Genomic DNA, 13,860 nt, shown 5'->3' on the forward strand with positions numbered 1-13,860 from the left:
GCCGTGACTCCGCGTCGTCCTACTCCACCAGCGCCGTCTGCACCAGTCGCGGCTTGCGGCGCTGGATGTGCAGGGCCCGGCCCGGCGGCAGGTTGAGCGGCTTCGCGTTGCCGAAGAGGCGGCCCTCCGTGGGCGGGCAGGAGAGCAGGACCGCCGGGTTGTTGGCCTCGTCCAGGCGGCGGATCAGCCCGTCGCTCAGCCCGCGTCCCGCCCCCATGGCGCTGCGGGCGACGACCAGGTGCAGGCCCATCTCGAAGCCCAGGGTCAGATTCTCGAAGACCGGCTCGAAGGGGCTCTGGAAGGAGTTGCCGGAGACCATGTCGTAGTCGTCGACCAGGACGAACAGGCGCGGGCCCGTCCACCAGTCGCACCTACGCATCCGGGCGGGCGAGATGTCCGCCCCGGGCACGCGGGTCTTCATCGCGCGGGCCGCGCCCTCGATGGTCTCGTTGAGGTTGTCCAGGGAGATGACGTGCCCGATGCGGTACTCCTCCGGGATGGCGTCGACCAGGGTACGGCGGTAGTCCACCGCGATGATCTTCGCCTCCGAGGGGGCGTACCGGGTGGTGATGCCCTTGGTGATCAGCCGCAGCAGGTTCGTCTTGCCGCTCTCGGTGTCGCCGACCGCGATCAGGTGCGGCGTCCGGCTGAAGTCGTGCCAGACCGGCTCCAGCGCGTCCTGGTCGAGGCCGAGCGCGATGCGCATACCGCCGCCCTCGGTGGCCTCGGGCGCCGGGAGCTCGGAGAGCGGAAGGCGGTGCGGGAGCATCCGTACCTGCGGTGCGGACGGTCCGTACCAGTGCCGGCCGATCTCCGCCACCAGGTGCGCGACGCCCTCGCCGAGATCCTCCAGGGAGCCGCTGCCGTCCAGGCGGGGCAGGCCCGCGAGGAAGTGCATCTTGCTGTCGGCGGTGATGCCCCGGCCGCCGGTGCGCGGCACCGAACGGGCCTTACGGGTGTCGATCTCGGAGTCCATCGGGTCACCCATCCGCAGCTCAAGCCGGGTGGCGGCCTGGTCGCGGACCTGTGCGGACAGCTCCACCCAGCGGGTGGTGGTGATGATCAGGTGGATGCCGTAGTTGAGCCCCCGGGCGGCCAGTTCGTTGAACTTGGGGATCAGGTCGTCGTAGTCCTGGCGGACGGTGGACCAGCCGTCGACCACCATGAACACATCGCCGAACGGCTCGTCGGGGAACTCCCCGGCGGCCCGGCGGCGCCGGTAGGACTGCATGGAGTCCAGCGTGTGGTCCACGAAGAACTGCTCACGGCGGGCGAGCAGCGCCATCACCTCGGCGACCGCCCGGTTGACCCGCTCCGGGTTGAGCCGGGCCGCGACCCCGCCGACATGGGGGAGCGCCGCCAGCTGGGAGAGGCCGCCGCCACCGAAGTCCAGGCAGTAGAACTGCACCTCGGCCGGGGTGTGGGTGAGCGCCAGGGCGGCGATCAGCGTCCGGGCCAGCGTCGACTTGCCGCTCTGCGAACCACCCGCGACGGCGACGTGGCCGCCCGCCCCGGACAGGTCCACGACCAGCGGGTCGCGGCGCTGCTCGAACGGCTTGTCCACCAGACCGACCGGGACCCGCAGCTTCCCGGTCCCCGGCCAGCTCGTGGCGGTCAGGCCGCGCACCTTGTCCGGCGCGATCCCGGGCAGCAGCGCGTCCAGCGGGGACGGCTCGTCCAGCGGCGGCAGCCACACCTGGTGGGCGTCGGGACCGGAGCCCTGGAGCCGCTCCAGCGCCACATCGAGCAACGCCTCCTCGTCCTCGGCCTCCTCCGTCTCCGGCTCCGGTTCGGGCGCCGCCTCCAGCGTGCGCGGCACCACCCAGCCGCTGGTCCACGGCACCACCTGGCTCGCCACCCGGGCCTGCACCACCGCACCGGTCCGACGCCGGTACGTCCCCGAGGAGTACGCGGCACGGAACCGGGTCAGGGCCTCCACCCCGGACTTCAGGAACCCGCTGCCGGGCGCGGCCGGAAGCTCGTAGGCATCGGGCACGCCGAGCACACCCCGGCTCTCCATCGCGGAGAAGGTGCGCAGGCCTATCCGGTACGAGAGGTGGCTCTCCAGCTGGTGCATGCGCCCCTCGTCCAGGCGCTGCGAGGCGAGCAGCAGATGAACGCCGAGCGAACGGCCCAGACGCCCGATCATCACGAAGAGTTCCATGAACTCGCGGTGAGTGGAGAGCAGTTCGCTGAACTCGTCGACCACCACGAAGAGGCTGGGCAGCGGCGCGAGGTCGGTCCCGGCGGCGCGGGCCCGCTCGTACTCCAGGGCCGAGGTGTAGTTGCCCGCCGACCGCAGCAGCTCCTGGCGGCGGATGAGTTCGCCGTGCAGGGCGTCCTGCATACGTTCCACCAGGGCGACCTCGTCGGCCAGGTTGGTGATGACGGCGGAGGTGTGCGGCAGCTCCTCCAGGCCGAGGAAGGTGGCGCCGCCCTTGAAGTCGACCAGGACGAAGTTGAGGGTCTCGGAGGAGTTGGTCAGTGCGAGGCCCAGGACCAGGGTGCGCAGCAGCTCGCTCTTGCCGGAGCCGGTGGCGCCGATGAGCATGCCGTGCGGGCCCATGCCGCCCTGCGCGGACTCCTTGATGTCCAGCTCCACCGGACGGCCGTCCACGCCGACCGCGATCGGCACCCGCAGCCGGCCGGAACCGGAGTGCCGGTCGAACAGGGTCTGCGGGTCGTGCCGGTGCAGGTCGGGGATGCCGAGCAGGGTGGTCAACTCGACGTCGGTGTCCAGAGGCTGCGCGATGTCGGTGCCCAGGCTCATCCGGCGCGGGGTGAGCAGCCGGGCCAGCGACTCCGCGCTGAGCGGGCCGAGCCGGTCGGGGCGGCCCAGCGGCACCGAGCGCTCCTTGCGGCTGCGGTCGGTGCGGACCAGGTTCACCTGGTCGGGGCCGACCGTCAGCCGCAGCGTGTTGCGGCCGGGCCGCCAGCGCAGCGCTCCCGACACATCGAGGATCAGGGCGTTGCGGTAGCCGTGGCCCTCCCAGCGGTGGCCCTCGGGGACGTTGACGCCGTCCAGCACGATCACCGTGTACGGCTCGTCACGCCCGGGGCGGGCGTCCGGGTCGAAGCCGGGGCGCTCGGCGAACTCGGCGCCCAGCAGATCGTCCAGCTCGGTCAGGTCGGCGGTGATCCGGCGGGCCTGGCCCGCGCCGTCCTCCTCGTGCGGGTCCAGCACGTGCGGCAGCCACTTGACCCACTCCCAGTCGGGCCGCCGCTCGTCACTGACGCAGAGGGCGATCCACAGCTCCTCGGGCGCGTGGAACACGGCCAGCTGCCCGAGCATCGCCCGCACCAGGGCGCGTACGTCGTCCTGCTCCGGGGCCTGCGTCTCGGCCGCCTCCCCCTCGGGCGCCTCCTCCGGGCGCAGCAGGATCCGGGCCGAGGAGCGCAGATAGAGACCCAGCGGCTGCTCGGGGATGGTGGAGTAGGCGCGGATGAAGCGGCGCAGGGCGTGCGCGCAGAGGGGTTCGAGGTCCTCGACCGGGCGGGTGGAGACCGGGTTCAGGGTGAGGGCGAGCTGCTGTTCACCGACGGCCAGCCGGACCTCGCCGAAGTCCTCGTCGGCCGGGCGCCGTTCCCACAGCCGCGAGGTGCGGGCCAGCGAGCGGAGCGACGCCGGCTCGGGGTGGCGCCAGGCCAGTGCCCGCTGCTGCTCCGCGATGGTGGTCCGCACCCGCTTCCGGGTCTGCGCCAGATAGCGCAGATAGTCCCGGCGCTCCCCCTTCAGCCGCTGCTTGCGCTCGCTGGAGCGGCGCATCAGCTGCCCCAGCAGCATGGCACCGGCGGAGAGCGCCATCACGCCCATCGCCAGGTACATGAAGACGCCGTTCCCGCCGCCGGGGCGTAGGAACATCAGCATCATCGACACCGACATCAGCGCCATCGGCAGATAGGTCCACACCGCCGAGGTGTCGGGCACCGACTCGGCGAGGACCGGCGGCTCCTGGAGGGTCAACTGCCCCTCGGGCATCTCCGGCCCGCGCCTGCGGGCCGGGCGGCGAAACAGCACGACACTCAAGGAAGAGAACCTCCGGTTCACTGACTTTCCGACCGCTCCGAATACTGGCGCACCCGGAAAGACCGCCCGACGGATTCCTCGGGCGCGAGTGCACTCGACGAACGCCGGGTGAATGTTTCGAGCAGATAGCGGGGGCGGCCGACTTCTGCGAAGACCGGTGCCCTTTGCCGGATTCCTCACCCCGGCCCGCAGTACGGCCGGTGGCCGCAGGCAGTAGTCTGCATTCACGGAACGCGCCCTGTCCACGCGGGAGTCGTGGTCGCCAGGTGCGCGGGCACAATTCTCCTGCCCGGCACCCCGGTTCACAGGCACGCGGACTTATCCGTACTGTTCGCACATTCCCTCTCGCGGGGAAGCCTCCTGTCAGAGCCTGCACGGAAGACGAGAGTTCTGCTGATGACCGACAGTGCGGTGGCCGAATCGTGCCGCCTGACCGTACGTGCGCCGAGCGTCACCATCGATCTGGCCGTGCCCGCCGACGTACCGGTCGCCGACCTCCTCCCCACCCTCCTGCGGTACGTCGGCGAGGAGGCCGAGGAGGCCGGACTCGACCACGCCGGCTGGGTGCTCCAGCGGCTCGGCGACGCCCCCCTCGACGAGGAGACCACCCTGGCCCAGGCAGGTCTCGCCGACGGTGCCGTCCTCCATCTGCGCCCGCACACCGAGGCGCTGCCCGAGGCCCGGCTGGACGACCTGGTCGACGGGATCGCCGAGACGGTGGGCCGCCGGCTGCACACCTGGCACGCCGGGGCGGCCCGGAGCCTGCTGGTGGGCACCGCCGTGGCGACCGTGGCAGCCGCCCTGGTGCTGGTGTTCCGGCCCGGAGTGGCCGAATCCACCGCCGTCCGGGCCGCCTGCGCCGCCGTGGCCGGGGTGCTGCTCCTCGCGGGCGCCGGCTCCGCCAGCCGCGCGGTCGGCGACCGGCTCTCCGCGACCGCGCTCGGCCTGCTGGTCGCCCCCTGCTTCGCCCTGGTCGGCTGGGTGCTGCCCGGCGGCGACCTGTCCGGCCCCGACGCGACCCAGGTGGCGGGCGCCCGGCTGCTCGCGGCAGGCGCGGCGGCGGCGGGCGGTGCGGTCCTCGCCCTCGCCGCGACCGCCGTCGGCGCCCCCGCCCTGCTCGCCACCGCCGTGGTCGCGGTCGCCACCGCGATCTCCGGGGCGCTGATGGGCTACAGCGGCCTGGACGCGTCCGCCGCCGTGGCGCTGGTGGCCACCGTGGTCGCGCTCGCCGCCGGTGCGGTGGCCCCCTTCGCCTTCAAACTGGCCGGGATGCGGATGCCCTCCCTGCCTTCCTCCGCGGGGCAGCTCCAGGAGGGCATCGACCCGTACGCGGGCGACGAGGTCGCCGAACGCACCGAACTCGCCGGACGCTGGGTCACCGCCCTCTTCGCCGCCACCGGCACCGTCGCCGCCGCCGCTCTGACCGTCCTCACCCACACCCCGGACCTCCCCGAGACGCTCACCGCGCTCGCCCTCTCCCTCCTGCTGCTCCTGCACTCCCGGGGCCTGGTCCACATCGGCCAGCGGCTCACCCTGGCGGTGCCCGGGATCTGGGGGCTGCTGCTGCTCGCCCGCGCCTGGGCGGTGGACAGCGACGCCGACGGCCGCGTGGTCGTCTTCGCGGTGCTGCTCGCCGTCGCGGCCGGCCTGGTGACCGCGTCCTGGATCGTCCCCGGCCGCCGGGTGCTGCCGTACTGGGGCCGGGCGGCCGAGCTGGCCCACACCGGCCTCGCGGTCGCGCTGCTGCCGTTCACCCTGTGGGTGGCGGGCCTCTTCGGCTGGCTGCGCGGCCTGTTCGGCTGAGTCCCCCCGTACGCCGTTCCGTCGAAGAAGAGTTGAGGAGAGGCCGTGCAGTCCAAGCGCGACCAGGTGCAGGCCCACGGATTCATGATGGGCAGGCTCAGCTCGGGCCTGCTGACGGCCGACCCCGACGCCCCGGAGAGCCCGCTGGGCCGGACGACCCGGGGCGTCGTCTTCGGCATCCTGGTGACCGTCCTGATCGGGGCAGGCACCACCGTCTACGGGCTGCTGCGCCCCGGTGGCAACGAGACCTGGCGCAAGGGCGAGAACCTGGTGGTCAACCGCGAGACCGGCGCCCGCTATCTGTGGACCGGCACCGACGGTGTACTCCACCCGGTCCGCAACTACACCTCGGCCCGGCTGATCGGAGGCGCGCAGCTCAAGGCCGTGGACGTCTCCACCGCCTCGCTGCGGGACGTCCCCGTCGGCTCCCCGGCCGGCATCCCCGGCGCCCCCGACACCCTTCCCGGCCCCGCCCAGCTCGACCCCGGTGCCTGGCACATGTGCGTCACCGGACCGGACGGCGCGCTGCCCAGCACCTCCGGCGGCATCACGGGCGTCGGGGTCGACCAGGCGGGGGCCACCACCCTGGTCGCCGGCGCGCCGCTGGAGACCCAGGACGTCGGCGCCGACCGAGGAGTGCTCGTACGCGGCCCCGACCGCACCGAGTATCTGGTGTGGCGGGGCAGCCGGCTGCCCCTGGACCGGCCGTCCGACGCCCGTAACGCCCTCGGTTACGGCTCCGAGCGGGCCATGCCCGTCTCCGCCGCCTTCCTCGACGCCCTGGCCCCCGGCCCCGCCCTGAAGCCGCCGGAGGTCACGGGGCGAGGGGAGAAGGGACCGGTCCTCGGTGGCGAGGAGAGCAGGGTGGGCCAGCTGTTCGAGGTGAGCGTGCCCGGCGGCGGCAGCACGTACCACCTGCTGCGCAAGGACGGCCTGGTGCCGCTGTCCCGGCTGGAGGCCGCCCTCGTCCTGGGCGACCCGGCCACGCAGAAGGACGCCTACGAGGGCCGCTCGCCGGAGGCCCGCGCGGTCGGCGCCGACGCGCTCCGTACGCACCGGGCCAAGGAGACGGCCGCCGCGGGATCAGCGGGCGCCGAGTTGCCCCGTACGCCGCCGATCCCGCACTCCGCACCCCGCGGCACCGCGCTCTGCGCCCAGGTGGACGGCGGCAGCGGCGGCGCCCGGATCCGGTCGGTGCTGGTCCCGCTGACCGAGCTCACCCCGGTCGCGTTCTCGCAGGGCGCCGCCCAGCCGGTGGCCGAGGCCTGCGCCCGGACGGACGCCACCGTCGTACGCCCGGGACGTGGCGCCCTGGTCCGGGCCCTGCACGCCAGCGGTGCGGCCCACGCCGGGACGACCTACCTGGTGGCCGAGAACGGCGTGAAGTACCGCGTCCCGGCCAAGGAGTCCCTGGGCGCCCTCGGCTACGGGGAGGGGGACATCGGCTCGGTACCCGCACCGCTGCTCGCGGCCCTGCCGACCGGCGCCGACCTGGACCCGGCCGCCGCCTCCGGCATCGCGGAGCCCAAGGTCACGGCACCCAGGTGCGCCTCCGACAAGGGCGGGGAGACGGGCCGGGCGGCGGCTGCGGCCGACGCCGGGAAGGCCGGCGGCGCGGCCGCCTCCGCAGCCGACTCCCGGCCATGATCCAGACAAACGCCCCCAATGGTGCCTAACAAAAGAAAACGGGGAGCGGGGGCGTACTCGGCCTTCGGCGCGTCCCCGGGTCGGGGAGATTTCGTGTGGACGTGCACGGGAGAAGCCTCAGATAAAGCTCAGAAAATGAGGCCCCTCGATGACCGTTCAGATTCCATCGCTGCCCGTTTCTTGTCCGTATCCCGCTGTGTGGGCGTCCGGCGGCGGTGTGTGTTCATTTCCCGGAAACCTTCGGTAACTCCCTTGCCCCGCAAGGAATCCCCGCAACTGGCCTATGCTCAAATCTTCCTTGCATACGTTGCGCCGGACGAGGAGTTCTCCATAACCTCAGCGGGCAACGGTGCGTGCAGAGTTGCCTCGACGAAGGGAGCGTGACATGGCGGACAGTGGCCAGAGGAGGGCGGATTATGCCAAGGGCTTGGGAGGTGTCTCCTCACTTGAGTCGGCCCGTGCCTCGGTAGAGAAGACGCAGAACAACGTCGCCGAGATCGCCGCGCGTTCGGGCGTGGGCGGTGACGAGGGCCAGGCCCTGCTGAAGCTCTTCCGCAGCTGGAACGGCGAGGCCCAGAAGGTCGTCGTCCAGATCAGCAAGATGATCGACGCGCTCCAGGAGAACGTCACGTCGGCCAACCGGCTGGCCAAGGAGAACCAGGACCTCACCGAGGTGCTGAACAGCAAGACCAGCCAGGGCGTCTTCGAAGCGCTGCGCTGACCCCACCCTCGCTCCACCGGCCCCCGTGCGGAGGCCGGACCATGAGCACCCCCGGGCCTTGGCGCCCGGCCACCGAGAGGAGATGTCATGGCCGACGGCATCATCGATGTGCAGTACTCCACGGTCCGCAACGCGATCGAGGAGCTGAAGCAGCAGACCCAGCAGATCATCACCACCCTCAACAACCTGGAGGACGAGCTGAAGCCGCTCATCACCTCCTGGGAGGGTGACGACCAGGCGATGTACCGCGGGGTCCAGGCCGAGTGGGACCAGGCGACCAAGAACATGGCCCTGCTCCTGGGCGACAGCGGTGACCTGGTCCAGAGCATCCACGACAACCACTCCCGTGACGAGCGCCGCAGCGCCGACAACTGGGGTGGCGTGCGGGCTCGCTAGTCCCCGCCGGGGTTCCCCTCCAGCCGTACGGTACGGAGGGCGGACCCCGGCGTTCGCGTGTGCGCCCGACCGGGGGGATGCCGATCCGGTCCCCCCGGGCCCCAGTCCCGTAACCCTGTTCCGCTCCGATCGCAGGAGGAAGCCCCATGGCCGGTGAGAAGGCCGACGTCAAGCACTTCGACCTCAAGCAGATGGAGAACTTCCGGGACAACGAGGTGCACCCGGTCTACACGAAGGCGAAGCAGCACCGGGAGGAGGGCAGCGGAGACATCCGGCCCCTCGGCGAGCTGATCGACGGCCACACCACGGCGGACAACCTCGACCAGGACCGCCAGCTCCTGCGCATCGGGCTGATGAACAAGGAGAAGCTGGTCTCCGGCCCCGCGCTCGTCGAGAGCGTCAAGACGGTGGCGGGCTCCGTCGACAAGCTGCTCGGTGACCAGATGGAGCTCTTCAAGGAGCTCAAGGAGGCCCTCACCGACACCATCGAGGAAGCCAACAAGACCAAGAACAAGAATCTGGACGCGATCGACGCCCAGACGCTGCTCCAGACCTTCGACGAGGTCGACACGCTCACCAGCGGATCCTCGGGCACGGAAGAGAACTAACCCCCCCCGCACCGGCGTGGGCGGCGACAGAGAGGAAAGGGTGCCCGGTGGCCGATCAGTACGACAAGGACTCGGTGTCCAACGTCGACGAGTACAGGAAGACGGACGCTGCGTCCTCCGACAACTGGGCCCAGCTGGTCACCCATATCACCGGCTACCCGGTGCCCGACCGTGCCAAGGTCTTCGACACCCTCCGCTCCGACCACGGCGGCAAGCTGTTCCGGATGGACATCAAGGAGCGCAGCCTCAGCGTCCTGGTCAAGGACTCCGGCTTCCTGCAGAGCACGGGCCAGGACTACGACATCTGGTTCTTCAACAGCGGCAAGAAGAGCTCCATCATGCAGGCCCGGATCGTCTTCGAGGGGCGGGTCAAGTCCGGTGACGAGATCATCTTCGCTGGCACCGACTCCACCGACGTGGAGAACGTGAACGTCCGTGAGGGCAACGAGTTCACGGACTACAACAAGGACAAGATGAGCACCATCCCGCTGGCCCAGTACATGAACGGGCCCCGGGCTGCTCTCCTCGCCCTGCTCAAGGGCAACAGCGGCGACGGCCGCTTCAGCGGCCTCGTCGCCAAGGAGGCCGATGTCGTCGACCTCAGCTCCTTCACCGAGACGGGCCAGTCCTTCGACTACGCGGCCAAGTTCTTCAAGGACCACGCACCCCTCCTGAAGGACTGGGAGGACCGCTTCGGCCGGGAGGACGCGAGCTGGAAGGGCGAGGCGGCGGACGTGTTCCGCAGCCTCATCAAGAAGATCCGCGAGAACTACGACAGCTACGTGGAGACCTTCAACAGCACGGCGGGCAGCGGCGACGCGACCGGCACCGGCAACACCGTGTACTCCCGCGCCCTGTCGCTGGGCCGCTCCCACCTGGAGCAGGCGGCCCGGGACCTGCTGGGGCACTGGCTGAAGTGGGCCCAGTCGGACTACTACGACCCGCTCCGGGTGCTCCGCTACGTCCTGGACGACCTCGCCCAGTGGGTCGACGCCAACAACGTGGCCAAGACGGACATCACCTCCACCACGACCCGTTACGGCTCGACCGTCAGGCACAGCCCGAAGGGCGACTTCTCCCAGGTCCACCCCGACTACGGAGACCTCACCGACATCGCCAACTGGGCGAAGGTCGGCGACAAGGCGGTCGACATCTGGGGCCGGGCCGTCGACGAGATGCTGGTGAAGCCCGCCCGCGAGGTGCAGTCCAGGCTCAACAACCAGTTCCTGGACCTCTCCAAGGACTTCTCCGAGAACGTACCCAAGCCCAAGTCGACCAGCACGGCCGGCGAGGAGTACGAGAAGAACAAGCTCAAGGAGGAGCAGGACAAGATCAAGGAGGAGAACGAGAAGAACCGCCTGCTCCAGGAGGAGATGAGGGAGGAGCAGCGCAAGCAGCGCGAGGAGGACAAGAAGCTCCAGGAGGATCTGCGCAAGGAGCAGGAGAAGCAGCGCGAGGAGGACAAGGAGTACCAGGACGAGCTGCGGGAGGAGCAGCGCCTCCAGCGTGAGGAGGACAAGAAGCTCCAGGACGAGCTGCGGGAGGAGCAGCGCCTCCAGCGCGAGGAGGACAAGAAGTACCAGGACGAGCTCCGCGAGGAGCAGCGTCGTGAGCAGGAAGAGGCCAAGCGGGAGGCCGAGGAGCAGGCCAAGCAGATGGAGGAGAGCCTCGGCAACATCAACGGGCCGGGTGGCGGCAACGGGGGGAACAACCCTGGCAACCTGGACGATCTGCTGAACCTCAAGGCGGACATCCCGGTCACCGAGAGCATCGGCGACCTCGGTGGCATCAACAACCCCGGAGGCCCCGGCGGCGGGACGAACGCCCCGAGCCTCGACGATGTCAGCGGCGTGGTCACCGAGAAACTCGGCAACCTCGGCGACGTCAACAACCCCGGCGGCGGCCCGCTCCCCGTGGCTCCGAACCTCAACAACCTCGGCGCGAACATCAACGGCCCTGTCACCAGCCGGAACCCCAACGACGCGGCCAACCAGGCGATCACCGAGAACCTGGGCAACCTCGGCGGGCTCAACAAGGACGGGGGCGGCACCCTCGGTACCCCGACCGGCGGCAGCACCCAGCTCGACGGCAACCAGCTCACCACCGGCTTCCCGGACGGCAGCAGCAGTTCCTTCGACAAGGACACCGGGGTGCTCACCACCACCCACCCGGACGGCAGCGTCACGACGCAGAACCTGAACGACGGCGCCCGGGTGACCAACCCGGACGGCTCGGTCACCTCCCTCGGCGACGACGGCAAGCTGACGACGACGTTCCCGGACGGCACGAAGCAGGAGATCGACCCCGCGACCGGCCAGGCCACCTCCACCGCCCCCGACGGCACCGTCACGACGGAGAACCTCGGCAACCTCGGCGGGCTCAACGGCCGCAACAACATCCCGGACCTGAGCGACCTGGGCAACATCAACGCCGATCTGCCCACCGAGTCCCGTGGCGACCGGGACTCCATCGGGGACCTGAACGGCCCGGGTGACCGGGAGACCGTGGACAACCTGGGCGACCTCGGGAACCTGAACTCCGACACCACGGGGCTGAAGTCCCCGACCGGCAGCCTCACCGGGCTGGAGAACGGCGACTTCGCCACCACGTTCCCCGACGGGTCCAAGGCCGTCTTCGACCCGGACACGGGGCAGCTCACCAGCATCGCTCCGGACGGATCCAAGGTCACCACGGACCTCACCCACGGTGCCGAGGTGACCAACCCGGACGGCTCCGTCTCCAAGCTGGACAACGGCCGGTTCCTCAACTCCTTCCCCGACGGATCCAGTCACTCCATCGACCCGGACACCGGCACCACCACCGTCACCGACCCCCAGGGCAAGACCGAGACGGTCACCCTGGACGAGCTCAACTCGCGCGGCGGCAACAACAGCCGGCAGGACCTCCTCGACCAGCTGCGGGATCTCGGCCAGAACCGTGACCTCGACAACCCCGGGAACCTGAACGGCAACCGCGATCTCGACAACCTCGGGAACCTGAACCGCGACCTCGACGGTCTCAACACCCAGCGGAACCTGGACCTGGACGGTCTCAACACCCAGCGCAACCTGGACCTCGACGCCCTCAAGGGGCTCGGCGGAGGCGGCGGCGGTGGGGGCGGCGGCGACGGCATCAGCACCCGCGACGTCAACCTCTCGGAGCTGGGGCTCGGAGCGGGCGGCTCCGGTGGCGGGCCCGGGGGCGGTGGTCCCGGTGCGAACCTCCCCTCGTCGGAGACGCTCGGCCAGGTCTCCCCGCTCTCCGACAGCCCCGCGAGCAACGCGGCGGGCCCCGGCCCCGGAGCCGGCGGCAACGGCCCGGGAGCACCCGGCGCCCCGGGCGCGCCCGGCACCCCCGGGATGCCGATGGGCGGCGGCATGGGCGGTATGGGTGCGGGCGGCGGCGACAAGGGCAACGGAGAGCGCGTGCGCTCCGTCCTCGTGGACGCCGCGGAGGAGAGCGAGCGGCGCAACCGCCGCCGCCGTAGCTCGTGGAACCGGCAGGAGGACAGCGACACCTTCCTCACCCCCGCCTCCCGCGTCGCCACCACCGGTGGCGACTCCGCCGAGGAGGAACAGGAGCAGAGCCGCCGGCCCGCGACCTCGGCCGACTACCTGGAGGAGGACGTGGACGTCTGGGGCACCGAGGAAGGCGGCACCCCGGCCGTGATCGGCCGGTGACGGCCTTTCAGCCCTCCGGTGCGGGGGCGGGTGCGGAGGGCGGACACGGTGGACGTACGGTCGTGTCCGGGGACGGCGGGACCGGAACGGCAGGAGAGGGCGGGCGGGCATGACGGAACCGATGGAGAAGCGCCTGGAGAAGGCCATGGCCGAACTGCACGCAGCTCAGGAGGCGGTCGCCCGCACCGAGCGCGAGCTGCGGTCCGCGTCGTTCGCCGTGGTCTCCTCCGACCGTGCGGTACGGGCCACCGCCGGCCCGCAGGGCGAGTTGTCGGGCATCGAGTTCCTGGACCACAAGTACCGGGACATGTCGCCCCAGGAGCTGGCCGCCAGCGTCCTGGAGGCGGCGAGCGCGGCCCGGGTGAAGATGAACCGGCACGTGATGAAGGCGATGGCGCCCTTCACCGAGCCCAGCAGCGAGGTGCCGGAGCTGAAGGGCTTCGAGATGGACTGGGAGCGCATCTTCGGCCCCGAGGTGCTGCGCGAGGACGATGACGACAAGGCACGCGGCGGACCGGCCACCCCGGCCTGGCGCGACGCACTCGGCGAAGAGGGAGAGGACTGACGATGGGGCAGCGCTACTACGTCGACCCGCAGCGCATCGAGTCCGAGACGCGGCAGCTGGAGGAGATCGGGAAGCTGGCCCGGTCCATGACCGAGGAGTTCCTCGACGACCTGGCCCCCACGATCAGCTGGCCCGGCACCAACAGCGAGTTCTCGGAGAAGGCCCGGCCGCAGGAGCAGAAGGAGCGGCAGATCACCAAGGACACCGTGATGGCCGTCCAGGACGCGGTGATGGCCATCACCGACGCCACGCTCAGCAACGTCCGGATGATGCAGGAGACCCGCGACCGCAACATCGAGGAGATCGACCGCAACAACAACCGTCTGGACGCGGACGGACTCGGCGGCCCGGGCAGGTATGGCCGGCGCTGACCTCCGCACCGCAGGCCGCTCCCGTGCGCACACGGGAGCGGC

9 protein-coding genes are annotated in these 13,860 nt (G+C 70.9%); 8 read left to right on the forward strand and 1 reads right to left on the reverse strand.

Annotated features, from left to right (window positions below; translation table 11 throughout):
* Nucleotides 1-19: 19 nt before the first annotated feature.
* Nucleotides 20-4,027, reverse strand: coding sequence for a type VII secretion protein EccCa (gene eccCa, locus D6270_RS26565; RefSeq protein WP_225976953.1), 4,008 nt, complete (start codon nt 4,025-4,027; stop codon nt 20-22).
* Nucleotides 4,028-4,423: 396 nt separating this feature from the next.
* Here eccCa and eccD point away from each other — a divergent pair, with 396 nt between their 5' ends.
* The 8 genes from eccD to D6270_RS26605 all read left to right on the forward strand — a co-directional run bounded on the left by eccD (nt 4,424) and on the right by D6270_RS26605 (nt 13,818).
* Entirely contained in the window at nt 4,424-5,830 is a 1,407-nt protein-coding gene (eccD, locus tag D6270_RS26570) for a type VII secretion integral membrane protein EccD (RefSeq protein ID WP_109163161.1), read from the forward strand.
* A gap of 45 nt (nt 5,831-5,875) precedes the next feature.
* On the forward strand, nt 5,876-7,477 hold the full coding sequence (gene eccB, locus D6270_RS26575; protein WP_109163160.1) for a type VII secretion protein EccB: 1,602 nt from the start codon (nt 5,876-5,878) through the stop codon (nt 7,475-7,477).
* 385 nt (nt 7,478-7,862) lie between these two features.
* On the forward strand, nt 7,863-8,198 hold the full coding sequence (locus tag D6270_RS26580) for a hypothetical protein (RefSeq protein ID WP_030081476.1): 336 nt from the start codon (nt 7,863-7,865) through the stop codon (nt 8,196-8,198).
* Nucleotides 8,199-8,285: 87 nt separating this feature from the next.
* Nucleotides 8,286-8,594, forward strand: coding sequence for a WXG100 family type VII secretion target (locus tag D6270_RS26585; protein ID WP_109163159.1), 309 nt, complete (start codon nt 8,286-8,288; stop codon nt 8,592-8,594).
* Between the two features lie 146 nt (nt 8,595-8,740).
* On the forward strand, nt 8,741-9,202 hold the full coding sequence (locus tag D6270_RS26590; protein WP_109163158.1) for a type VII secretion system-associated protein: 462 nt from the start codon (nt 8,741-8,743) through the stop codon (nt 9,200-9,202).
* Nucleotides 9,203-9,249: 47 nt separating this feature from the next.
* The gene (locus D6270_RS33705; RefSeq protein WP_151414726.1) at nt 9,250-12,882 is read left to right on the forward strand and encodes an AAWKG family protein; all 3,633 of its coding nucleotides are present in this window, start codon (nt 9,250-9,252) and stop codon (nt 12,880-12,882) included.
* Nucleotides 12,883-12,991: 109 nt separating this feature from the next.
* A complete protein-coding gene (locus tag D6270_RS26600) occupies nt 12,992-13,447 on the forward strand; it encodes a YbaB/EbfC family nucleoid-associated protein (RefSeq protein WP_109163157.1) in 456 nt (151 codons plus the stop codon).
* Nucleotides 13,448-13,449: 2 nt separating this feature from the next.
* Nucleotides 13,450-13,818 (forward strand): hypothetical protein, encoded by a 369-nt coding sequence (locus D6270_RS26605; RefSeq protein ID WP_109163156.1) that lies wholly within the window; start codon nt 13,450-13,452, stop codon nt 13,816-13,818.
* The last annotated feature ends 42 nt before the right edge of the window (nt 13,819-13,860 follow it).

The sequence above is a fragment of the Streptomyces griseus subsp. griseus genome (assembly GCF_003610995.1).
GTDB lineage: Bacteria > Actinomycetota > Actinomycetes > Streptomycetales > Streptomycetaceae > Streptomyces.